Here is a 22,334-nt window from a genome sequence, read left to right on the forward strand (position 1 = left end):
CCCGGTAGCGGTGGCCTGCGGTCGATTTCGAGGCGCGGTTCGGTCAGACGGCGACCGTTTCGCCGGACGGCACCGGCGCTGGATCGGCCGGTTGACGGCGGCCACGTAGTGCGCCGACGCCGAGCAGGGCGATCGCGGCGACGGCCCAGATGATCAGAACCACAAGAGGTTTGGTGGCGGCAGCACCGTCGAAGAAGGCGACCGAGCGCAGCAGCGAGGCAGCGGCGCCGGGAGGCAGCAGCTGACCGACGGCGCCCCACGGCTGCGGGAGCAGTTCCGGGGCCGAGGTGGCGGCCGAGAACGGGTTGCCGACCAGGAGCATGACCAGCGCGGCGATGCCGATGCCCGCGCGGCCGACCGCGGTGGCGAGCCCGACGACCGCGCCGGAGACCGCGAACGACACCAGACCGGCGACCGCGGCCAGCGTCAGGTAGGGACCGGGCACCACCGACATCCAGGTCTGGATGATCACGATACTCAGCAGTCCGCCCGCGATACCAAAGGTGACCAGGCCGATCGCCTTACCACCGACCGTCGGAATCAACAGGCTGAGCAGCACACCGGCCGCGATACCGGACATGACCAGCGGTAATACCATCGCCCCGAAGGCGGTACCGCGCGGATCGTCGGGATCGGCGGCGACCACATCCTCCACCGCCGCGGCCGGGGCACCGGACAGCTGCTGGGCGATCGCGGTGAGTTGTTGCGCCACAACGGGACTCGCACCGGAGGCAACCAGGACGCGCGGCGCGCCGCCGCCGGTGATGATGGCGCCGTAGACGTCGCGGTTCTCGATGGCGTCGCGAGCCGCCGCTTCATCGGCCGGATTGGTGATATCGAAGGCGTCGGGATCGTGCTGGGCCAGTTTGTCGGCGACCATCGCGGACTGCGGGCCGCTAACGGCAATGGGCAGATCGCGCGGCGCGATATGGGCCGCCGGCCAGGCGAAGGCGATCAGCATCAAGGCCTGGAGCAGGGCCGCGCCGACGCCCACGGCGAGCGCCCGCTGGGTGGTATTCATGACGTTCTCCCGAAAATCGAATGATCGTTCTCTTTCGATGTGGATACCGTCGCACGCCCCGTTGGACTTGTCAAGAACGAGCATTCGTTTTATTTTTGGGACATGCCTCGAGTCAGCGAAGAACACCTGGAACGCCGCAGACAGCAGATCCTCGACGCCGCCCAGCTCTGCTTCGCCCGCAAAGGCTTCTACGAGACCTCGATGCAGGACATCTTCAGTGAATCGGGGCTCTCGGCCGGGGCGGTCTACCGCTATTTCAAGAGCAAGGACGACATCATCGCGGCGCTGGCCACCGAGACCACCGTCGAACTGCGGGCGAGGATGACCGAGGCGATCCGCACCGACCCGCCGCCGACACCGGCGCAGTTCGTCAGCCTGATCGCGGAATACATCGTCTCGCAGAGCGGTCCGGAGGGTAGGGTCCGGCTGGCACCGCAGGCCTGGGCATTGGCTCTGGTGCGTCCCGATGCGTCGGACTACGTCAAAGCGGCGGTTCTCGCCATGCGCGATCTCTGGCACGAGTACGCCGAGCGGATGCGCGATGTCGGCTGGCTGCCAGCCGATGCCGATACACACGCGGTGGCAACCGTGTTGATCGGCCTGCTGCCGGGATTCATGCTCCAGCACTTGATCATCGGCGACCTCGAACCGGAAACCCTGGCACGTGGCGTGGCGATCCTACTGCCCTTCGACCAGCCCGCCGCCCACTCGACCGACGCGCTGTCAGATGTGCGCTCCAGCCGTTCGACGCGGGGCTCGGATCCGCTGGCGCATCAGCCCTAGCGAGACCAGCGGCGGCAGGAGTCGCATCCAGCCGCCGCCGCTGCCCGTCTTGTGCGGTCGTCGGTGGAATTCGCCGGGCTCGCTCGTCTTCGTACCGGCTGGCCTGCCGGTCCCCAACGCGAACTTCGGCGATCCCAGTCAGGCGGCGGAACGGATCAGAGTCGCCAGTGCGTCGGCACGGCCATCGGTACCGGCCCTTTCGTGCGTTTGCTGCCGGATGGCGCGCCCGAGCCCAAGGCGACCTACTCGTCGAGTTCGGATGCGATTCCGCATATCCAGTCGCTACCTCGCACAATTGGTGACTTGCGAGGTAGGCGCTGGTTATGCGGTAGCGCAATCGGCTGCTGCCCCGCGAGGAGTACCCGGGCGAGGGCTCAGAGCCAGCCGAGGCGTTCGGCGGCGCGTACGGCTTCGGCGCGGGTGGTGGTTCCGGTTTTGCCGATGGCGGACGAAAGGTGGTTGCGGACAGTGCCTTCCGAGAGGTGCAGCTGTTTGGCGATCGAGCCCGCGGTCGCACCATCGGCCGCGGCGGCGAGGACTTCGCGTTCGCGGGCGGTCAGCCGCGAGGTGCCGACGGTCAAGGTTTCGGTGGCGAGTGCGGGATCGACAACACGCAAGCCCATGTGGACTCGGCGCACCGCATCCGCGAGTTCGCGGGCCGGAGTGTCCTTGACGACGAATCCGCTCGCGCCAGCGTCGATTGCGCGCCGCAGATAGCCGGGACGGCCGAAGGTCGTGACCATCAGAATGCGCAGCTCCGGATGGGCGGCATGCAGTTGCGCCGCGACCGCGATACCGTCCAGGCCCGGCATTTCCACATCCAGCAGCGCCACATCGGGTGTCGTGCGGGCCACGGCGGCGAGGACCTCGTCACCGCGACCGACCTCGGCGACCACCTCCAGATCGGTTTCGAGGCCGAGCAGCGCGGCGAGGGCGCCGCGGACCAGCGCCTGATCGTCGGCGAGCAGCAGTCGGATCATGCACGCCCCCGGCCGATTTCCGGATCACTCGACAGCGGGCACCGTGGCACGCACACGAACTCCACCTCCTTCAGGCGAGGACAGCGTCAATGTTCCCCCGGCGGCCCGCACCCGTTCGCGCAGGCCGGACAGCCCCGATCCGGACTCGGGTTTGCCGATCCCGCGACCGTCGTCGACCACGTCGATGCTCGTACCGGTCACGATGACCGTGCAGTGCCGGGCAGCGCTGTGCCGGATCACATTTGTCACCGCCTCGCGCAGTACCCAGCCGAACAATTCACTATCGCGGATATCGGGCAGTTGCGCGATATCCGGAAGTGCCGCATCGATACCGGCGGCCGTCAATGCCGTTCGCGCATTGGCCAATTCACCGCGCAGCGATACCTCGCGCAGACCACCGACGGTGTCGCGCACCCCCGCCAGCGCCTCCCGCGCCAACCGCTCCACATCGGCCATCTCGGCCTTGGCCCGCGTCAGATCCACATCGATGAGGCGTTGCGCGAGTTCGGTTTTCACCGTGATGACGGTCAGCGAATGGCCGAGGATGTCGTGCACGTCGCGCGCGACGCGATTGCGTTCCTCGACGATCGCGAGCTCGGCCCGCTGGCGTCGAGTCAGCTCGGCCAATCGCTCACCGCGCACCCCGAGCTGCCTGGCCACCCAGACCACGACGGGCACGAACGATACATAGAACGGCACACCGGACAGGCTCGGCAGCGCTACCGGCACAAGCAGCATCGCGAGCATGACCGCGAACGACACATATCCCGATTCGCGCGGCGGCATATGGAAGACGGCGATCACGCCGACAAAGATCGAGGTCGGCAGGGCAACCGGGCCGAGCAGCGCGATCAGCGCCGCGGTGCACGATGCCATGGCCGCGAGCGTCGGCCACATGCGCCGGTCGAGCGGACGGTCCACCAGCGGGTCGCTGTGACTGGGCCGCCGGAAAACGATGAAGGATCCGACGATCAATGCCGCATAGGCCAGCAGTGCCGCGGTCGCCAGAACCGCGGTCAACCGGTCCCCGCTCACCCAACTCTGGATAATCGGCCCGACCATATAAAACAGCCACGACACCGATATGAATCCGCCGAGCCACCCGCGCGGCTTCCCCTCCACCGCATCTCCCCCGTCCTGCACCACCCGGTCCAGCAGTTCGGACGCCGCCCCGCCCCGCAGCGCACCGAGCGCGGACTTCACCCCCATCGCCGCGCCCCCACGCACGCGAAACTCCGATACCGGTCGCACGCGGAATGGCTGATCACGAGCACCGACGCTACCGAACTCGCCGATGCCGCCGCTATCGCGCCTGGCGGGGCGTCCTTGCCCGCCCATGCCTGATGATGGGGCGTCCTTGCCCGCCGCCGCGCCCGACGAATGCGGCATCCCTGACCACCACACCCGACGACGCGGCACCCCCGACCACCACACCCGACGACGCGGCACCCCCGACCACCACACCCGACGACGCGGCACCCCCGACCACAGCGGCTGCTGATAGCTGGGTAGTCCGCGTCCGCATCGCCATATCGTGCGGCGAACACTTCGGTCAGCACACGGTCATGCCATATCGCACGGCCACCGCACGCGGCATCGCCACCCCGCATCGGGCGGCCTCCCTCGGTCCTGCGACCTCGAACAGCAACATCACACCATGCCGCCCGGCCGCGCACCCTGGTAGGTGGGCGGCCGGATGCGCGGGACAACTCAGCGGGCAGTATCACGGCGGAACAGGATGGCGGCCCCGCCAATGAAGACCGTGGCCCAGGCGATGACATTGAGGATCGCCAGGGCGATCGATGCGGCGCTGGTATCGCCGAAGGGCATCCGCGCCAGGGTGGCGACGCCATTGGTCGGGAAGATCTTGGAGACCGTCTCGAACCAGCCGTGCAGCGGCATGAACAGACCGCCCGCGAAGGACAGGCCCGCAAGGACCGGACCGAGCAGCTGCATGACATTCTCCGAGGGCAGCAGGTAGCCGACGAACAGGCCGAAGGCGGCAAAGACCAGCGAGCAGATCCAGGCGAGCAGGAAGCAGCTCACCCAGGCCGCGGCCGTCAGGTGCGCGCCGAAGATACCGCCGACGACGAAGACCGCGGCGACCGAGACCAGGCCGAGCACCATCGCGACGGCAACCTTGGTGGCGATATAGGCGACTGGACGCAGTGGGGTGAGCCGCAATTGGCGACTCCAGCCCTGCGCGCGTTCGATCGCAACCATGGCGCCGCCGCTCGTGGTCGCCAGCATCGCGCCATACACCGCCATCGACACCATGACGTAGCCGGTGACATTGCCCGAGCCGAAAGACTGTGTCCGGTAATCGGATTGCAGTCCGAAGATGACGAAGAACAGCGGCGGCATGATCAGTGTGAACATCATGGTGCGCCGGTTGCGCAGCATGCGATGCAATTCCAGCCGCAGGAAGCCGAGGCTGAAACCGCCGAGCGGAACGCGCGTCGAGACCGCTTGTGGGACAAGAGTGGTCATATCAGTTGTCTCCCGTGGTGAGCGCCAGGAATGCCGATTCGAGATTGTGCGAGGTGATTTCGAGATCGACTGCCGGGGTCTCGGTCAGCAGATGGCGGGCGACAGCATCGGAGTCCTTGGTGTGCAGGATGATTCGGTCGCCGCGCAGCTCGACCTCGTCGACGCCGGGAATCGCCGAGAGCCGAGCCGGATCCGCGCCGGGCAAAGTGGCGCTCACCGCACGCCCCGCGGCCAGGTTCTTGATCTCGGCGGCGCTGCCATCGGCGACCACCCGGCCCGCGCGCACCAGCACGATCCGGTCGGCATAGGCATCGGCCTCGTCGAGGTAGTGAGTGGCGAACAGCACGGTCCGGCCGCGGTCGGAGTCCTCGCGCATGGCATTCCAGAACTCTCGCCGCCCCTCGACATCCATGCCGGTGGTCGGTTCGTCGAGGACGATGAGATCCGGATTCGGCAGCAGAGCCAGCGCGAATCGCAGCCGCTGCCGCTGCCCGCCCGAACACTTGCCGACCAGACGAGCACCGATATCGGTGATCCCCGCGCGAGCCAGCACTTCCTCGACCGAGCGCGGATACGCGTGCAGTGTGCCCACCAGCTGCACCGTCTCGGCCACGGTCAGATCGGGCAATAGCCCGCCCGACTGCAGGACCGCCGAAATCCTGCCTGCCGCAAGGGCTTCGGCCGGTGTCCCGCCGAAAACGTGCACACTGCCGGAGTCCGGTGCCGCCAGGCCGAGCAGCATATCGATGGTGGTGGTCTTACCCGCGCCATTGGGTCCGAGGAAGGCGACGATCTCCCCCGGCGCGACCGCCAGGTCGAGTCCATCGACGGCGTGCACCTCGCCGCCGCCCGGGAGCCGAAAGCTCTTGTGTAGATCGCGCAGTTCGATCGCGGACGACGCCCGGTGCCTGCCCGAGCCCCCCGCCGCGGCGAAGATGGCCGTGGATGTCAGTGCCGATGTCATGACTCAACGGTCACGCAATCAGCGGTCCGACACCTCGCACGAGTGTCACGAACCTCCCATGACATCTGTCATGGCGTCGACCCGGCCCGGCTCAGGGCAGCAGGCCCTGCCTGGCCTTACCCGCGCCGGAGAGCACCAGCAGCAGCATGGTGGCCAGCGCCTGATCGTCCAGACCCGCGGCCGGGAAGGTGTAGCGCAGGATGACATCGGCCTGGCTGCCCCGACTGATCAGCGTGATCGAGCCGAACTGGATCGCGCCATTGCGCTCGGCGACCCGCTTGTGCAGCTGCGGCTTGAGCGGGCGGTCCCAGGCCAGTACGCAGGTCAGCGTCAGCACGTCCAGGCCGGGCGCCAAGGTCACCGCGCGCAGCGAGCACAGTGCGCCCTCGTATTCGAAACCGAGCGAACCATCGGCGTCGACCCGCACGGCGACGTCGTAGAGCGACAGACAGGCACCCGCCCTGGCCTGTAGCTCCTGTTCGGGGGTCACTGTTGCGTCCATATCGGTGCCGCCGTTCATCTGCTGCCGCCGTTCACTTGGTCCCCCCGAAGCGACGGTCACGCGAAGCGTACTGGAGACAGGCCTCCCACAGGTTGCGCCTGTCGAAATCGGGAAACAGCGTGTCCTGGTAGACGTATTCGGCGTAGGCGGACTGCCAGATGAGGAAGTTCGAACTGCGGAATTCGCCGGAGGGGCGCAGGAACAGATCGACGTCCGGCATATCCGGCTCGTCCAGGTACTTGGCGACCACCGCCTCGTTCACCTTCTCCGGATCGATCTCACCCGCCGCCACGCGACGCGCGATTTCCCTTGCGGCATCGGCGATTTCGGCGCGACCGCCATAGTTGACGCACATGGTGAGGGTCATCACCGTGTTGTCCTTGGTCAGCTCCTGCGCGATCTCCAGTTCGTTGATGACGCTGCGCCACAACCGCGGTCGCCGCCCCGCCCAGCGCACCCGCACACCCATCTCGTTCATCTCGTCGCGGCGGCGGCGGATGACATCCCGGTTGAACCCCATGAGGAAGCGCACCTCGTCCGGGCTGCGCCGCCAGTTCTCGGTGGAGAAGGCGTAGGCCGAGAGCCACTTCACACCGATCTCGATACAGCCCTCGACGGTGTCCATCAAAACCGCCTCGCCGCGTTCGTGGCCCGCGGTGCGCGGCAACCCGCGCTCCTGCGCCCAGCGCCCATTGCCGTCCATCACCAGCGCCACGTGCCTGGGCACCAACTCCGGCGGCAGTTCCGGCGGCGTCGCCCCCGACGGGTGCGGCGACGGCGGACGGACGGCGCGTTCGGCACCCGACCGTGCACGGGTCGAACTGGTCGGCGCGGCGGAGTCTCGACGGAGGATCACGGCACCTATCCTGCCTGATTGTTGTGGAGAACTTGTGTGCAGGTCAGCCAGCTTGTCCTGCGGTCGAGGACGCCAAAACGGTCTGGCCATCGGTCGGGTGCGACCGCTCGATCAGCGGCAGGGTGCGCAGCTGACGCTCGAGATGCCACTGCAGATGTGCCGCGACCAAGCCGCTGGCCTGTCTGCGGACCTGCTCGGGGACCTGCTCGACGTACTCCCAATCGCCTTTCAGCAGGGCGATCAGCAGATCGAGGACGCCGGGGGCCGGGGTGGCGGAGCCGGGCGGGCGGCAATGCACGCAAACAGCGCCACCGGCGGCGACGTGGAACGCGCGGTGCGGGCCGGGTGTGGCACAGCGTGCGCATTCGTCCAGCGCGGGGGCCCAACCCGCAAAACCCATGGCGCGCAACAGGTATGCGTCGAGGATCAATTCGTGCGGACGTTGTTTTGCGGCGATTGCCCGCAGCGCGCTCGCGGTCAGCGTATGCAGCTTCGGTGCGGGTGCGCGCTCCTCACCGGCCAGTCGTTCCGCGGTCTCCAGCACCGCGCAGGCCGTGGTGTAGCGCCCGTAGTCGTCGACGATATCGGCGGCGAACGCCTCCATGGTGTGCACCTGGGTGATCGTGTCGAGATTGCGCCCGGGGTGCAGCTGCACATCCACATAGGCGAACGGCTCCAGCCGCGCCCCGAACCGCGACTTCGTCCGCCGCACCCCCTTGGCCACCGCCCGCACCAACCCGTGCTGGCGCGTCAGCAACGTGACAATGCGATCCGCCTCACCCAGCTTGTGCTGGCGAACCACGACCGCCTCATCCCGATACAAACGCACACCGTCATCCTTTCACGAATGGGCGACGCCCACCTCCAGGCAAGGCCGAGCAGCGCCGACTCGCAAGCGCGTGACATGTCCCCGCCGCACGCGAAACATGTAGCGCATGGCCGCTCAGGATCGTGTGCAGGCTCACCGTGACCGAATACGAGAGCAGGGGGCTCCGCAGTTCCTGGCCGAAGCACACCGGCAATCCGTGGTGCTCGCCGACAACCTGCACGCAGCTGGGGACCAGGCATTCGTGGACGCCATCAGCTACTCACTGGATGACGAGTGAAGCGAGGTGAGTTCTGGACCATCGCCACCGGCAGCGGCTATACCTCGTCGTATTCCTCGGCATCGCGGACTGAACTACCTGGGGAGGAACCGTGCACGGAGACCGGTTGCCATTCGATTTGGCCGGGTATACGGAGCGAGTGCGATCAGGGGGCTGCTTCATCTGCGACCTGGTCGCGGGTGCGCCCGGTTCGGAGCATGAGGTCATCTTCGATGACGGCACGCACATCGCGTTCCTCGGGAGATACCCGACGATGTACGGGCACGTTCTGGTGGCTCCGAAGGTGCACATCGAGCATGTGATCCGGGACTTCGAACAGGACGCGTACCTGCAATTGCAGGCGGCGGTTCATCGGGTCGCGCGCGCTGTCGAGGCCGTTGTCCCGTGCGAACGCACCGACCTGCTCTCACTGGGCAGCCAGCAGGGCAATGCCCATGTGCACTGGCATGTCCAGCCACTCACTCCCGGCACGCCATACGAGCGGCAACAGTTCCATGCGCTGATGGCCGAGAACGGGGTGATCCCATGGTCGGCTGCCGAGGCGGCGCAGTTGGGCGGGCGGTTGCGGGCGGAACTCGGTTCGGGAAGGTAGCGCCGCGGCTATGATCTTCGGATGCGCGGAATTCGGTTCTGCTCAGTGGTTTTGGCCGGGGTCGCCGCCTTCGGGGTAGCGGCTTGTGGGAACACGAAACCGAGTTCGCCCAAGGCCGACGAGTCGGCGTTCGTATCGGTGGCCGAGATCGATCCGACGATCGTTGTCGATGCACGGTATTTCGGGGAGCACAACTTCATCGGCGGGCGGATCAACGGATACGAAGCGCCGAAGTGTCTGTTGACCAAGGAGGCGGCCACGGCGCTCGCCGACGTGCAGCGGGAACTCCGGCCGATGGGGCTTGGGCTGAAGACCTACGATTGCTACAGACCGCAGCGCGCGGTGGATCAATTCGTCAGTTGGGCAAAGGATCTCGGCGACACCACGATGCGGGCGGAGTTCTATCCGACGGTGGAGAAGGCGAATCTGTTCCGGGACGGGTATATCGCGGAGAAGTCCGGGCACAGTCGCGGCAGCACCTTGGATCTCACGATCGTCGCACTACCGGCGCCGGATCAGGAGCAGTACCACAGCGGCGATCCACTGCGCGCCTGCACACTGCCCGCCGACCAGCGATTCCGGGACAACAGCCTCGACCTGGGTACAGGCTACGACTGCTTCGATCCACTCGCCCACACAGCCAACCCAGCACCGAGCGGCACCCAACGGGCCCTGCGGGAGCTGCTGGTGAACCTCATGGACGAGCACGGTTTCAAAAACCTCGCCGAAGAGTGGTGGCACTTCACCCTGAAAAACGAGCCCTTCCCGAACACATACTTCGACTTCCCCATCCAATAACCCAACCCCGCACATCCATTGCCCTCCCCACACAAGGTGCACAACCTACGCGCAAAGACTGCTCGCCGAGCGTAGTCATAGGGCGTCGAATACGGCCTGGGCGACCACCATTCGACTACCTTCGACCGCCCCTGGACCCAGGGGGCAATACGGGAGGAGCTAGCTGGGCGAGGCAGTAGGGCGACGGCCTCGCAAGCGCGCACACGTCAGGTGCGGAGGATGCCGCCGATGAGCAGCATCAGCGACTGCTGCGCCTGGGCTCTGGCCGCGTCCTTGTCGGTGGCGTGCGCGACGATCAGCCCCGCCTCGGTGACCGCGCTGAAGATCAGCTGGGCCAGTACCGGGATCGGCGCGTCGGCGATCAGCCCGGCATCGCGGGCCCGTTCCAGTTCGGCAATGACCAGTCCCAGCCCGTGGCGCGCCTCGAACTCGCGAAAGGCCTGCCAGCCGAGCACGGCGGGACCGTCGTACAGGGTTATTCGAATCATCTCGGGACGCTGACAGATCTCCAGGAAGACGCCGAGGCCGATGGCCATCGAGGTGAGAATGTCATCGGGATTCACTGCGCCGATGGCATTTTCGATTTCCGTGGTGCTCTCGATCTCGATTTTTTCGAGCACCGCAAGGAACAGACCGCGCTTATCGCCGTAGTGGTGGTGCAGCGCGCCGCGGGTGACTCCCGCCTCGGTGACGAGTTCCTCGGCCGAGGTCGCCGCGAATCCGCGCTCGGCGAACAACCGGCGACCGGCCTGCTCGAGCGCGGCTCGGGTGGCGCGGGAGCGATCCTCCTGACTACGGCGTTGCATGCAGCCGAGTGAACTCCAGGATCGTTTCGGAGAGCAACTCGGGCTGGTCTTCGGAGATGAACGTGTAGGAGTCGTCGATGAATTTCAGGGTGGCATTCGGCAGTTCGGCAGCCAGGCGCTCGGCGAACTTCACCGGGAAGATCTTGTCCTCGCGCGCCCAGGCGATCAGCACCGGAATCCGCACCGATGGGAATCGGGTCGCGGCATCGAGCGTGTAGCGACGATGCACGCTCTTCAGGAACCGGCGCAGATCCTTGCGGATCGCCGCCGACTTCCGGCTCGGCAGCAAGTAGGAGTCGACGATCTCCGGCGGGACCGGGCGCTTGGTCACCCAACCGAAGGCGATCGGCAGACGGTGCAGCGCACGGATGCGCATCAATTCGGTCAGCGGGCGCAGCGAGCCGGGAACCCGCGCCAGCACGGGCAGCGCCGCGAAGGCAGGCGGGAAGAATGCCTCGTAGGCGTCGCACGAACTCAGCACGACGCGGCCGATTCGTTCCGGACGACGGGTCAGCAACACCTGGGTGATCGCGCCACCGGTGTCATTGGCGACCACAGTGACGTCGGTGAGGTCCAGTCGCTCCAGGAAGTCGGCGATCAGATCGGCGACCCCGGTAGGCGTGAGATCCGCTGCGGGGACCGGGATTTCGTGTGAACCGAGCGGCAAGTCCGGACTGAGGCAGCGATAACCCGCCGCCGCGATGGTGGGGACGACCTTGCGCCAGAGGTCGGAATTGACGAGCAGGCCGTGGACGAAGACAACCGGCGCACCCTCGCCCGTGTCGTGATACCGGATGCGGCCGCCGGGTAGATCTACCTCGTGCGTGCGGCCGAGTGACGTACTGATTCCCATGGTTCCTCCATGTGTTCGCAGTGCGCATCCACTGTTACATACATACCGTATGTATGTCCATAGTCCGGCCTCCTACCTGGGGTGGAGATTTGCGAGCCGATGTGGACGGTTGACCAGCTCCGCGCTACCGTGCAACGAACGAACAAAGGAAGACGGAGCTCACATGACGGTGTCCGACCCCACCCTGCGCCCGGCCGCGACCACCGAACTGGGACTCGCCGACCTCGCCGCGGCACTCGCGCAGGGCACGATCAGCTCCGTGGCCGCGGCCGGCGCCGCGCTGGACCGGATCGAGGCCAGCCAGCCGACCCTGAACGCCTTCCGCGTCGTCCGGCGCGAGCAGGCACTGGCCGAGGCGGCCGCGGCCGACGAGCGGTTGGCCGCTGGCGAACGACTCCCCCTGCTCGGCGTGCCGATCGCGATCAAGGACGACACCGATATCGCCGGTGCGCCAACGGCATTCGGCTGCGGTGGCGACCTGCCGCCGAAAACCGAAGACGCCGAATCGGTGCGGCGGCTGCGCGCGGCCGGTGCGGTGATCGTCGGCAAGACCAATACCTGCGAACTCGGTCAGCTGCCGTTCACCAGCGGCCCCGCCTTCGGACACACCCGCAATCCGTGGGGCGCCGCACACACCCCCGGCGGTTCGTCCGGCGGCTCCGCGGCCGCCGTCGCGGCCGGATTGGTGCCCGCCGCACTGGGTTCCGATGGCGCGGGCTCGGTGCGCATTCCGACCGCGTGGACCAATCTCGTCGGCATCAAACCGCAGCGCGGCCGCATTTCCACCTGGCCGGAGGCCGAGGCCTTTCACGGTCTCACCGTGAACGGACCGCTGGCTCGCACCGTCGCCGATGCGGCACTGCTGCTGGACACCGCGGCCGGACCGCATGCGGGCGATCTGCACACCCCCGAACCGCTCACCGTCTCCGCTGCCGTCGGCCGTGATCCGGGGCGACTGCGCATCGCATTGTCGCTGCGAATTCCGTTCACCGCCACCAAGACCGCGCTGCATCCGGAGGTCGAGGTCGCGGTCCAGCACATCGCCGCCACGCTGCGCCGCCTCGGACATTCGGTGACCGTGGCCGATCTGCACTACGGCATCATGCTCGGTGCATCATTCCTGCCGCGCTCGATGGCGGGCATCCGGGCCATCTACGACAAAATGCCCGGCGCGCAGGTCGATCCGCGCACGACCGCCAACGTCTGGTTCGGCCGGGCCCTCAGCGGACCGGCACTGTTCGCGGCGCGCCAGGCGGAACCGTTGCTGCACAAGCGAATCGGCGGGTTCTTCCGCGACTACGATCTGGTGCTCGCGCCGACCACCGCGACTCCCCCGCCGCGCGCCGAGGAGATCGATGGCATCGGCGTCAATGCCACCAACGACCTGATCACCGCCGCCTGCCCCTACACCTGGCCCTGGAATGTGCTCGGCTGGCCCGCCGTCAATGTCCCCGCGGGCTTCACCGACGCCGGGCTCCCGGTCGGCGCACAGCTGATGGGGACGGCGAACTCTGAGCCACTATTGGTTTCCGTTGCGGCACAACTGGAATCGGAACTCCGCTGGGATCGCCACCGCCCCGAACCCTGGTGGTGAGTTCGGCGTTCGGGCGGGGGGCCAGACCTCGGTGACGCTCGTGGTGCCCGCCGCGCACCAGTCCGGACCCCGGCCGTTGCCGACGCCCTGCGGATACAGCAGCAAGCACTGCTGCGGCTGGCCGGACTTCCCCAGGCCGGTGGCGACGAGGATGCCGATAGTGGAGTCGTCGGCCACTCGACCTCGCGAGAAGCACAGCGTCCCGGTGACTCCGAGATAGTCGGTGCCGCGCATTCACAGCAACTCCAGGAGTTTGCCGATATCCTCCGAACCGGTATGACGTCCCTCCCCCTTGGTCGAATAGTTGGACGGCACAAGAACTTTCGCCGCTAGACCGGGGCGTTTCGCCACCAGCGTTCGAGGAGGTCTCGGCCGGATTCGCCACCGAATACCCGCAGCTGACAGTTGCTGCGTCCGGCGTCGGCGAATTCGACCTGTACCGCACCCGCCGGTCCACCGGCCGGACCGGTGACGTCCTGCCAGATCACCCTACCCCGGCCGGATGGACGCTCCCATTGCTCTTCCCCAGCGACTGCCGCATCGGTGTAGGGCTCTATCTTGCTCGGGGTTCGATTGGCATTGCACGCAACGATAAGCAGTTCCAGCGGATTGCGGTCACCGTTGCAAGACAGGTAGGTTGTCGTACCCACCGCCTGGTTTACATCGATCGGCCGCTTGTCCGCGTCCACCGCGACACATCGCATCCCCTGATAGCCGCTGTCCGCCGGGGTCTTGGGCAGCAGCTCGGGCAGCACCCGCACCATGTAGTTATGACCGCCCCACGATGCGGCGCCAGCGGCAACCGTAGTTGCCGGTGGCATCGTGGCACTGGTTGGCGAGACCACCGTACTCGACCCCGCCGTGGCACCGGTCGACCGAACGTCACTCGAATTCCTGTTCAGTGCAAGCGCACTCGCGACGCCGAGCGCGACGACCGATGCCGCGATACCGACAGCCAGCGCGATGCGGCGACGGGACCGCTGCTTCGTTCGCGGCCACGGATCGAGCGCGGCCACATCCCCCCGACGACCGAAAGCGGCCGCCGCCGCAAGCGCGAGCGCACCACAGGAGTGATGGCGATCTTGCGGGTTCTTCGCCATCGCCTGTGCGATCACGTCATCGATAGCCCGCGGCAGTGCCGGATTCGCTACGGAGGCACGTGGGGGCCGATCCTGGATATGCGCCTGCATCACCGCGACGGCGGTAGTCCGGGGAAAGGGCTTCTGTCCGGTCAGCAGTTCGTACAGTGTGCAGCCCAGCGCGTAGACATCGGCCCGGTGATCGATCTGGCCCGCCATCAGCTGCTCCGGCGCGGCATAGGCGAGCGTAGCCAGGACGGCCCCCGCTTCGGTCAGCGCCGTGGTTTCGATTGTGGCCCTTGCTATTCCGAAATCGGTAACGTACACGCGATCCGGCTGACCTGGCCGGGGCTGCAATAGGATATTCGCCGGTTTGACGTCGCGGTGCAGCATCCCGACCCGATGCGCCTCGTCGAGACCGCGCGCGGCGGCATCGATAATGTGCAGCGCCCGTTCGGATGTCAACTCCGCGGGGCCGCGGCGGATGAGCTGCGCGGCGTCGATACCGTCGACGAACTGCACCGCGATCCAGAGACGGCCGTCCTGCACGCCGCGGTCGTGCACGGCCACGACATTCGGATGGTCCAGCCGGGCAGCGAGTTCGGCCTCGCGAATGAACCGCGCGCGAAACTCCGCGTCCGCACCGTGCTCATCCGAGAGCACCTTCAGCGCATCGTGGCGCGGCAGCCGCGGATGTTTTGCCACATACACCGAACCCATCCCGCCACTGCCGAGCATCCGCTCGATCACATACCCGGCGAAAACCGTCCCCGGAACGAACCTTCCAGCCATATCCCTACTCGCTGTTCAACAGCAGACCGAGCTGCGCCGCGACCCGCTGATGGGTGCTCTCCAGATCGCGGCCGCGAATCAGCGCTATGTAGCGGCCGTGCATGAGGCTGCAGGTGAATCGGAGCGGGATCTGCGGGGGAACGTCGAGCTGCTCGAAGCAGCGGACGTCGGGCACTGCCTCCGGCGTAGGCGCGACACGCAGTTCCGGCTCCTGTCCCCGCGCGGGATCCGAGAATGCCCGGCGGGCGGCAACCGCATCCGGATAGCGTTCGAGCTCATTCCAGCCGTTGACGGCGGTGAGCTCGATCGAGCTCGGACGCTGGCGCGAGCCGTACAGGTAGGCACCACGCAGGCCGTAGACGATCCCGGTCACGGTGGCGGCGACCTGCCAGCCCGCATTCTGCTCATAGTCGGTCATCGCCACCGTCGGAAAGGGCCAGCGCCCAGGTACTTCGGCGATCAACCTGGCCAGCATGCCGTCGCTGTCGAGTGGCAGCGCGGCGAGCCGGTCCCGCGGTGTGGCCGAATAGTCGCGCAACCGGGTCGATTGCGCTTCGAAAGCCTGGCGCGCCACTGTGGTGAGCACGGCGAGATCCGGACTCGTATGCCCGACGAGCACACTGATCACGAAGGATTCGTGCGCCGTCGTCGCGGCCAGTGTCGGCACGTTCGGACGCCAATGCGCGGACGCCGACGGCTGATCCGGGATGGCAACGGACACATTGTCGGGACTCGCCGCGGCATCGGTCGCGTCCATCTCCCGAGCGGCCTGCCGAGCCGCGGCCGCATCGGGGAAGCGAAGCAGCACAACAGTCAGCAATCGGGACCGACCGATGACGGGTGGACCGATCTGTTCCTTGTCCGCGCCGCCGACCATGAAACCGGCCAGCATCCCGTACCGTTCGAGCACCGGGCGCACCGATTTCGCGAGCACTCGGGTCGCCTTCGCGGGCGTCGGTAGCGGCATTGCGCCGCCGGTCTCGAATGTGAATTTCAGGGACGCGTCGGCCTCGACCGGATCGATGATCGCCTCCGCCATCCGGACCGATTCCAGTGTCCGCCCATAGCTTTCGTTGTCGTTGGGCGGCACCTCGAGGGGTTCGATGCTGTTCAGGCCGACATCGAGTGCCTTCGGATTCGGGTTCGCCGGTACCGGATGCCCCTGGAGCGCACAACCCGCCGTCAAGACCAGCACCAAGACCGCTACCGCCGTGGCAGCCACCGAACGAGTCCGGTCGGCGCGGTTCATTCTCGCGCGATCGTTAACCTCACAGTGGCGCATCGAGCCACCACCGCGTTCGCAGATCCGCACCGGACCGATCGCCGACTATCCGCATCCGACAGAAGTTCCGATTCGGACTCTCGAACGACACCTCCAACTCGCCCAACACGCCTCCCAGCCGGTTCGTGTAGTTGCCCCAGTGCAGTTCGCCGGAACCGGACGGCCGGCTCCAGCGTTCGGCGCCCTCGGACCGTTCTTGCGCAGCTGCTGGCGGCATGACCGAACGATCGGTGTTGCAGGTGAGGATGACCTGTTCCATCGGATCCTGGTCGCCGGTGCAGTTCAGCCGATCGATCGGCATCCGCGCATCGAACGACATGGGGTAACCCTGCTGATCGAGGAACTTGCAATCGTGCAATTCCCGATAGCCGACACCCAGTGGTGTGGCCGGTAGCAGATCGGAAAATGCCGCGAAGACAGTGGCGTGTGGGCTCCATGCCGCGGCCGATGCGGCAGCCGCACGGTCGACGCTGGTGGTCGGCCCCGGCGCGGCGGGCGTGGCCGATGGGTCGCGACCGATCCGGTGCACCGCCGAAACCACCACCGCGACAAGGGCAATGGCGAGCACCGTTGCACCGAGCAGCGCCCGCCGATCCGGCCCGCGCGATGCGGGAGCCGGTGCGACCGCGGTCGGATCCGATTCGGGCAGCAGCGCCGCCGTCGCCGCGGTCGCGAGCGCTCCGCAGCTCGGGTACCGATCCGGCGGCTGCTTTGCCATGGCCTTGGCGATCACCGCATCGAATGCCGTTGGCACGCTGGGGTTTCCGCGTGAGGGCCGGGGCGGGGGCTCGTTCAGCTGCGCGTGCATCATCGCCCCCGGGCTGTCCCGAGGGAACGGGACCGAGCCGGTGAGCATGTGGTACAGCGTGCAGCCGAGCGAATATACATCGGCGCGATCGTCCACGGCGTCACCGCTGATCTGCTCCGGCGCCGCATAGGCCACCGTCCCGGGCATACCGCCGCCACCGGCCACTGTCGTCACATCGCCGACGGCGCGGGCGATGCCGATATCGGCGATCAGCACTCGCTCCGGCCCATCCGCCTGTTCGGCGACGAGGATGCGGCCCGGCCGCACATCCCCGTGCAGCAGGCCGGCACGATGGATCTCGTCCAGTCCGCGGGCCGCCTCAACGACTATGTGAACCGCGCGCTCCACGTTCAGCTCGGTTCGGCCGCGCCGGATCAACTCACCGGCATCGACGCCACTCACATACTGCATCGCAATCCACAGTCGGCCGTCCTGTTCACCGCAATCCCGGACCGCGGCGACATTGGGATGCTGCAGCCGCCCGGCGACTTCGGCCTCGCGCAGGAAGCGCGCGCGGAAGTCGGGCTCGGCCGCATAGTCATCGGACAGAATCTTCAGCGCGTCCCGACGCGGCAGCCTCGGATGCTGCGCCAGATAGGTGGTGCCCATATCGTCGGCGCCGAGGCGGCGCTCGATGCGATATCCGGCGAATGTGGTGCCTTCGGCAATATCCACGGCGTCTTCCTCCCTAACTCGGTTCAGAACGGCGCGCTACCCCACCAGCGGTCGTATAGGTCTTTGCCGGAGGTCCCGCCGAATACGAACAGCGAACAGAAGTTCCGCTGGGGATCGTCGAACAGAATCCGGATCAGGCCCTGGGGCCGGTTGGGGCCCAGGGGGTCATTGTCCGGAGTGCTGGTGTCGAACCAGAGAATTCGGCCGCGCCCGGATCGGCGCTCCCATCGTTCATCACCGATCGGGACGAAATTGGGGTCTGCGCGGTAGTTGGTCGGACTGCGATTCGAATTGCAGCCCACGAAGATCGTCTCCACCGGATCCCGGTTTCCGGTGCAATCCAGATTGGCGACCGCGGGCGCGGTTCGGTTCACATCGACGGGACGATTTTCCAAGTCCCGCGCGACGCACCTGAGGCCCTGATACCCGCCCTCGACCGGACTGGCCGGAAGCAGTTCGGGAAGGGCTTGCGCGACAAAGGTGTGGCTGCCCCACGACAACCGAGCGTTGGTGGTCGTTGCGGTGGCGGCGGGCGGGCTGGTCGCCGCCACCGGGGTGCTCGATCCGATCGTGACGGTGGTCGCCGCTGGTCGCGTCGAATTCCTCATCAGCGCAACCGAACTCGCGATTCCGATGACAACGACCGATGCGGCGACACCGATCGCGAGCCCGACGCGCCGCCGACGCACCGGAGGTCGCGGCTCGGCATTGGGCACCTCGACTGTGACCGCCTCCGCGCGGCCGTCGAGCGCGGCCGCCGCCGCATCGGCCAGCGCACCACACGACGGATAGCGATCATCCGGGTTCTTCGCCAACGCCCGCGCAATCACCCGATCAATGACCTGCGGCAGCAACGGATTCGCCGCGGTGACAAGGGGCGGCGGATCCTGGATGTGCGCCTGCATCACCGCGACGGCAGTCTTGCGTGGAAACGGCTTTGTGCGGGTGAGCAGTTCATAGAGCGTGCAGCCCAGCGCGTACACATCGGCCCGCTGATCGACCACGCCACCCATGAGCTGTTCCGGCGCGGCGTAGGCCAAGGTCGCGAGCACCGACCCTACCGAGGTCAGTGCGGTCGATTGTCCAGCGGCCCTGGCTATTCCGAAATCGGAAAGGAAAACTCGATCGGGTTCGCCGGGTCGCGACTCGAGCAGGATATTGGCCGGTTTGACGTCACGGTGCAGCAGTCCCGCGCGATGCGCGGCATCCAGACCACGGGCGGCCGATCCGACAATGTGTGACGCCCGCTCCGGTGGCAGCTCGGCGGCATCGTGGCGGATGAGTTCGGCCGCATCGATACCGTCGACGAACTGCATCGCGATCCACAGCCGACCGTCGTACACGCCTCGGTCGTGCACTGCGACGATATTGGGATGTTCGAGCCTGGCCGCGAGTTCGGCCTCTCGAATGAATCGAGCACGGAACTCGTCATCACCACTGTGGATCTGCGCGAGCACCTTGAGCGCGTCGTGGCGCGGGAGCCGCGGGTGCCGCGCGACGTACACCGTTCCCATCCCGCCGGTGCCCAGCACCCGCTCTATCAGATACCCGGCGAATACCGTGCCCGGGGCAAGGGTCTCGGTCATGTACCCCGCTCACTGTTCACCAGCAGCCCGTATTGAGCAGCGACCCGCTGTTGGAAGTCGCGCAGATCCCGACCGAAAAGCACTGCGACATAACGCCCGTACAACACAGTGCAGCTGTAGATGAACGGACGCGCGGTCAGCTCGCCCGGATCCTTCGCGCAGGCGACATCCGGCACCCCGGTTGGGCCGGGGATCGCTCGCCGCCCGTTCTTATCGACCCCGTCCTGCGCCTTCGTGAAGGACTTGCGCGCGGCAGCCACATCGGGGAATCGCATCAGAGCCTCTAAACCATTGAAGGCCATGAGCTCCGGCGGATTCGGTTTTCCGACACCCCGGTACAACAAGGTGGCATGTGTGCCGTATACGACGCCACTTGCCTGGGGAGCGCTATTCCACCCCGCGTTTGCCTGTTCGGTACCGAAGGCCACGGCGGGAAACGGCCAGCGCCCCGGCGCTTTCGGCACCATGCGCGCGACCATGCCGTCGCGGTCCAGCGGCAGGGCCGCGAGCTGTTCGCGCGGAGTCAGCGCGAACCCGCGCAGCCTGGGCAGCTGGGCATCGAATGCCTTGCGCGCCAACGCGGTAAGGGCAGTGAGGTCGGCAGCGGTATGTCCACCGAGCAGCGTGACGACAAACGACTCGTGCGCGAGCGAGACCGCTATCGTCGGCACATTCGGACGCCAGTGTCCGTGTGCGGCCGGATATTCCGGGATGGTGACGGACACATTCTCGGGACTGACCGACGCATCGACCGAGTCGATCTCCTCGGCGGCCCGCTGCGCCGCGGTGGGGTCGGGGAATCGCAGCACCAGCACGGTCAACAGCCGGGCGGTGCCGACGAACGGCGTAAGCTCGACCTCCTTGTCGATGCGACCGACGGCAAAACCGGCCAGCATTCCCCACTTTTCCAGGACCGGACGGACCGGGGCCGCGAGATACGCACCCGCTTTGGCGGACGTCGGCAGTGGCACGGCCGTGAAGCCACTCAGCGGGAAGGTCAAGGTCGAATCCGCCTCTGAAGGATCGGCCATGACCTCGCCCAGCCGCATCGATTCCATCACCCTGCCGAATTTCTCATTATCGCCGGCCGGTTCGTGGAGCGGTTCGAGGCTGTATCCGCCGATGTCGAGCGAGCCGAGGTCGGGCCGTTGCGGCATCGGCTGCCCGTGCGCGGTACAGCCGGTGGCGAGCGCCAGCATCGCCACCGTGCTGGCCAGGGCGGCACGGACTTTGCGTACCCGATCACAGCGGGGCATCAGGCCACCACCGGTCGTGTAGTTCGGTGCCCGACGCGGCACCGTCCACCTGCACCGTGCAGAAATTCCGGCTCGGATCGTCGAAGTAGACCTCCAATTGGCCGCGGATCTTGCCATCGATTTCGATATCGGAACCCCAGTTCACATGCCCCGTGCCGGACGAGCGGACCCAGCGTTCATCGCCCTCTATCCGAGCGAAGAAGCGATCGGGGAAGATCGCCGACCGGTTGGCATTGCATTTGACGGTCATGGTGCGCGCCGGGTCGCCATCACCGATGCAGAACACTTCGCCGACTACGGCAGGTGCGTCGAAGGAAGCGGCATGGCCTGCCTTGTCGAGTGGAATACAGCCCCCGACGTCCTTGTACCCGGTCGCCAATGGCGAGGGCGGCAGCAGTTCGGGAAATGCCTGCGCCATATAGGCGTAGGCACCCCACTCGGCGGTGTTCACATTCGGCGGACCCGCGGTGGTCGAGGGTGGTGGCGTGCTCGCCGGTGCGCCGCCGGTCCACAGAACCGTCGAAATCGCGCTTGCCACAACGACGACAACCAGCAGCCCCGTCGCGAGCAACCGGTCGCGGTGCTTGGTCCGCGCCGCGTCCGGTCCGGAACCGGTGAGCGCGCCCCCCACCAGTGCGGCCCGCGCCGCCGCCGCGAACGCCGCACAACTGGAGAACCGCTCGTCCGGCTGCTTTGCCATGGCCTTGGCGAGCACCGCGTCGAATGCCGGTGGCACGCTGGAATTTCCGAGCGAGGGCCGGGGCGGGGGCTCGTTCAGATGCGCGTACATCACCGCCCCCGGACTGTCCCGAGGAAACGGGACCGAGCCGGTGAGCATGTGATGAAGCGTGCAGCCCAGCGCGTAGACATCGCCCCGATGGTCCATCGGATCACCGCTGATCTGCTCCGGCGGCGCATAGGCCAGGGTGGCTGTGGTCCCACCGGAGGCGAGGGTGGTCGAATCATCGGCGGCACGGGCGATTCCGAAATCGGTGACGAGCACCCGATCCGACCCGTCGGGCTGCGCGGCGACGAGGATATTGGCCGGCTTCACGTCGCGGTGCAGCAGGCCCGCCTGGTGGATCTCATCCAGACCGCGCGCCGCCTCCCCGAAAATCCGAACGGCGCGCTCGATGGGGAGCGCGTTCATCTTGATCAACTGGGCGACATCGGCACCGTCCACATACTGCATCGCGATCCACAGTCGACCGTCCTGCTCACCCCTGTCCCGCACGGCGACCAGATTGGGATGTTGCAGCCGCGCGGCGATTTCGGCCTCACGCAGGAATCTGGCCCGGAACTCCGGGTCCCCGGCATGGACATCGGCGAGTATCTTCAGCGCGTCCTTGCGCGGCAGCCGCGGATGCTGGACGAGGAAGACTGTGCCCATCCCGCCCGCACCGAGACGGCGTTCGATCTGGTACCCGGCGAATACCGCGCCCTCGACCACGTCCACAGCTCAGCCCTCCGTATGCGTCGGGACCCTTCCGACGCATGTACGGCCCCGGAGT

The 22,334-nt window shown here is 67.0% G+C and carries 21 protein-coding genes; 5 read left to right on the forward strand and 16 right to left on the reverse strand.

The window, feature by feature from the left end; all coding sequences use genetic code 11:
* Positions 1–43: 43 nt before the first annotated feature.
* The gene (locus tag ABZW16_RS06240) at positions 44–1,021 is read right to left on the reverse strand and encodes a hypothetical protein (protein ID WP_354952774.1); all 978 of its coding nucleotides are present in this window, start codon (positions 1,019–1,021) and stop codon (positions 44–46) included.
* Positions 1,022–1,123: 102 nt separating this feature from the next.
* Here ABZW16_RS06240 and ABZW16_RS06245 point away from each other — a divergent pair, with 102 nt between their 5' ends.
* Entirely contained in the window at positions 1,124–1,804 is a 681-nt protein-coding gene (locus ABZW16_RS06245; RefSeq protein ID WP_354952776.1) for a TetR/AcrR family transcriptional regulator, read from the forward strand.
* A gap of 374 nt (positions 1,805–2,178) precedes the next feature.
* On the opposite strand, the gene ABZW16_RS06250 is transcribed toward ABZW16_RS06245, so the two are convergent.
* The 7 genes from ABZW16_RS06250 to recO form a co-directional block, all read right to left on the reverse strand.
* Positions 2,179–2,784 (reverse strand): response regulator transcription factor, encoded by a 606-nt coding sequence (locus ABZW16_RS06250; RefSeq protein WP_354952778.1) that lies wholly within the window; start codon positions 2,782–2,784, stop codon positions 2,179–2,181.
* Between the two features lie 24 nt (positions 2,785–2,808).
* Positions 2,809–4,173 carry a sensor histidine kinase gene (locus ABZW16_RS06255; RefSeq protein ID WP_354952780.1) on the reverse strand — a complete coding sequence of 455 codons (1,365 nt, stop codon included), beginning with the start codon at positions 4,171–4,173 and terminating at the stop codon, positions 2,809–2,811.
* A 321-nt stretch (positions 4,174–4,494) separates the two neighbouring features.
* Entirely contained in the window at positions 4,495–5,274 is a 780-nt protein-coding gene (locus tag ABZW16_RS06260) for an ABC transporter permease (RefSeq protein WP_354952783.1), read from the reverse strand.
* A gap of 1 nt (position 5,275) precedes the next feature.
* Positions 5,276–6,238, reverse strand: a complete 963-nt coding sequence (locus tag ABZW16_RS06265; protein ID WP_354952785.1) for an ABC transporter ATP-binding protein — start codon at positions 6,236–6,238, stop codon at positions 5,276–5,278.
* Positions 6,239–6,329: 91 nt separating this feature from the next.
* Entirely contained in the window at positions 6,330–6,758 is a 429-nt protein-coding gene (locus ABZW16_RS06270) for a hypothetical protein (RefSeq protein WP_354952787.1), read from the reverse strand.
* A 13-nt stretch (positions 6,759–6,771) separates the two neighbouring features.
* A complete protein-coding gene (locus ABZW16_RS06275) occupies positions 6,772–7,596 on the reverse strand; it encodes an isoprenyl transferase (RefSeq protein ID WP_354952789.1) in 825 nt (274 codons plus the stop codon).
* Positions 7,597–7,639: 43 nt separating this feature from the next.
* Positions 7,640–8,425 (reverse strand): DNA repair protein RecO, encoded by a 786-nt coding sequence (recO, locus tag ABZW16_RS06280; protein WP_354952791.1) that lies wholly within the window; start codon positions 8,423–8,425, stop codon positions 7,640–7,642.
* A gap of 106 nt (positions 8,426–8,531) precedes the next feature.
* Here recO and ABZW16_RS06285 point away from each other — a divergent pair, with 106 nt between their 5' ends.
* The 3 genes from ABZW16_RS06285 (at position 8,532) to ABZW16_RS06295 (ending at position 10,092) form a co-directional block, all read left to right on the forward strand.
* Positions 8,532–8,702, forward strand: a complete 171-nt coding sequence (locus ABZW16_RS06285) for an antitoxin MazE-like protein (protein WP_354952793.1) — start codon at positions 8,532–8,534, stop codon at positions 8,700–8,702.
* Between the two features lie 106 nt (positions 8,703–8,808).
* A complete protein-coding gene (locus ABZW16_RS06290) occupies positions 8,809–9,294 on the forward strand; it encodes an HIT family protein (RefSeq protein ID WP_354952795.1) in 486 nt (161 codons plus the stop codon).
* A 21-nt stretch (positions 9,295–9,315) separates the two neighbouring features.
* Complete coding sequence (locus ABZW16_RS06295) at positions 9,316–10,092, forward strand: M15 family metallopeptidase (RefSeq protein ID WP_354952797.1); 777 nt, start codon at positions 9,316–9,318, stop codon at positions 10,090–10,092.
* 206 nt (positions 10,093–10,298) lie between these two features.
* Here ABZW16_RS06295 and ABZW16_RS06300 read toward each other — a convergent pair whose 3' ends face one another.
* Together ABZW16_RS06300 and ABZW16_RS06305 are read right to left on the reverse strand one after the other, a co-directional pair.
* Positions 10,299–10,898, reverse strand: coding sequence for a TetR/AcrR family transcriptional regulator (locus ABZW16_RS06300; RefSeq protein ID WP_354952799.1), 600 nt, complete (start codon positions 10,896–10,898; stop codon positions 10,299–10,301).
* Complete coding sequence (locus tag ABZW16_RS06305; protein ID WP_354952801.1) at positions 10,885–11,751, reverse strand: alpha/beta hydrolase; 867 nt, start codon at positions 11,749–11,751, stop codon at positions 10,885–10,887. Before ABZW16_RS06305 ends, ABZW16_RS06300 begins: the two co-directional genes overlap by 14 nt.
* A gap of 163 nt (positions 11,752–11,914) precedes the next feature.
* Between ABZW16_RS06305 and ABZW16_RS06310 the strand changes: the two genes are divergently transcribed.
* On the forward strand, positions 11,915–13,345 hold the full coding sequence (locus ABZW16_RS06310; protein WP_354952803.1) for an amidase: 1,431 nt from the start codon (positions 11,915–11,917) through the stop codon (positions 13,343–13,345).
* A 329-nt stretch (positions 13,346–13,674) separates the two neighbouring features.
* On the opposite strand, the gene ABZW16_RS06315 is transcribed toward ABZW16_RS06310, so the two are convergent.
* Genes ABZW16_RS06315 through ABZW16_RS06340 form a run of 6 tightly spaced genes read right to left on the reverse strand, consistent with a single transcriptional unit; the run spans position 13,675 to position 22,279 of the window.
* Positions 13,675–15,216 carry a serine/threonine-protein kinase gene (locus tag ABZW16_RS06315; protein WP_354952805.1) on the reverse strand — a complete coding sequence of 514 codons (1,542 nt, stop codon included), beginning with the start codon at positions 15,214–15,216 and terminating at the stop codon, positions 13,675–13,677.
* A 4-nt stretch (positions 15,217–15,220) separates the two neighbouring features.
* Positions 15,221–16,438: a hypothetical protein gene (locus tag ABZW16_RS06320; protein WP_354952807.1), complete on the reverse strand. Its 1,218-nt coding sequence runs from the start codon at positions 16,436–16,438 to the stop codon at positions 15,221–15,223.
* A gap of 46 nt (positions 16,439–16,484) precedes the next feature.
* Positions 16,485–17,981, reverse strand: coding sequence for a serine/threonine-protein kinase (locus ABZW16_RS06325; protein ID WP_354952809.1), 1,497 nt, complete (start codon positions 17,979–17,981; stop codon positions 16,485–16,487).
* A gap of 23 nt (positions 17,982–18,004) precedes the next feature.
* Entirely contained in the window at positions 18,005–19,567 is a 1,563-nt protein-coding gene (locus ABZW16_RS06330) for a serine/threonine-protein kinase (RefSeq protein WP_354952811.1), read from the reverse strand.
* Positions 19,564–20,823 carry a hypothetical protein gene (locus ABZW16_RS06335; protein WP_354952813.1) on the reverse strand — a complete coding sequence of 420 codons (1,260 nt, stop codon included), beginning with the start codon at positions 20,821–20,823 and terminating at the stop codon, positions 19,564–19,566. Before ABZW16_RS06335 ends, ABZW16_RS06330 begins: the two co-directional genes overlap by 4 nt.
* Positions 20,810–22,279, reverse strand: a complete 1,470-nt coding sequence (locus ABZW16_RS06340) for a serine/threonine-protein kinase (RefSeq protein WP_354952815.1) — start codon at positions 22,277–22,279, stop codon at positions 20,810–20,812. Before ABZW16_RS06340 ends, ABZW16_RS06335 begins: the two co-directional genes overlap by 14 nt.
* Positions 22,280–22,334: the final 55 nt, after the last annotated feature.

This window comes from Nocardia sp. NPDC004604 (assembly GCF_040609795.1).
Lineage (GTDB): Bacteria > Actinomycetota > Actinomycetes > Mycobacteriales > Mycobacteriaceae > Nocardia.

Bases quoted from the DNA above. Each gene is read 5' to 3' on its own strand.
- ABZW16_RS06240 (WP_354952774.1), bottom strand. From the start codon at position 1,021: ATGAATACCACCCAGCGGGCGCTCGCCGTGGGCGTCGGCGCGGCCCTG.
- ABZW16_RS06245 (WP_354952776.1), top strand. From the start codon at position 1,124: ATGCCTCGAGTCAGCGAAGAACACCTGGAACGCCGCAGACAGCAGATC.
- ABZW16_RS06250 (WP_354952778.1), bottom strand. From the start codon at position 2,784: ATGATCCGACTGCTGCTCGCCGACGATCAGGCGCTGGTCCGCGGCGCC.
- ABZW16_RS06255 (WP_354952780.1), bottom strand. From the start codon at position 4,173: ATGCCGCATTCGTCGGGCGCGGCGGCGGGCAAGGACGCCCCATCATCA.
- ABZW16_RS06260 (WP_354952783.1), bottom strand. From the start codon at position 5,274: ATGACCACTCTTGTCCCACAAGCGGTCTCGACGCGCGTTCCGCTCGGC.
- ABZW16_RS06265 (WP_354952785.1), bottom strand. From the start codon at position 6,238: ATGACATCGGCACTGACATCCACGGCCATCTTCGCCGCGGCGGGGGGC.
- ABZW16_RS06270 (WP_354952787.1), bottom strand. From the start codon at position 6,758: ATGAACGGCGGCACCGATATGGACGCAACAGTGACCCCCGAACAGGAG.
- ABZW16_RS06285 (WP_354952793.1), top strand. From the start codon at position 8,532: ATGGCCGCTCAGGATCGTGTGCAGGCTCACCGTGACCGAATACGAGAG.
- ABZW16_RS06295 (WP_354952797.1), top strand. From the start codon at position 9,316: ATGCGCGGAATTCGGTTCTGCTCAGTGGTTTTGGCCGGGGTCGCCGCC.
- ABZW16_RS06300 (WP_354952799.1), bottom strand. From the start codon at position 10,898: ATGCAACGCCGTAGTCAGGAGGATCGCTCCCGCGCCACCCGAGCCGCG.
- ABZW16_RS06305 (WP_354952801.1), bottom strand. From the start codon at position 11,751: ATGGGAATCAGTACGTCACTCGGCCGCACGCACGAGGTAGATCTACCC.
- ABZW16_RS06310 (WP_354952803.1), top strand. From the start codon at position 11,915: ATGACGGTGTCCGACCCCACCCTGCGCCCGGCCGCGACCACCGAACTG.
- ABZW16_RS06315 (WP_354952805.1), bottom strand. From the start codon at position 15,216: ATGGCTGGAAGGTTCGTTCCGGGGACGGTTTTCGCCGGGTATGTGATC.
- ABZW16_RS06330 (WP_354952811.1), bottom strand. From the start codon at position 19,567: ATGACCGAGACCCTTGCCCCGGGCACGGTATTCGCCGGGTATCTGATA.
- ABZW16_RS06335 (WP_354952813.1), bottom strand. From the start codon at position 20,823: ATGCCCCGCTGTGATCGGGTACGCAAAGTCCGTGCCGCCCTGGCCAGC.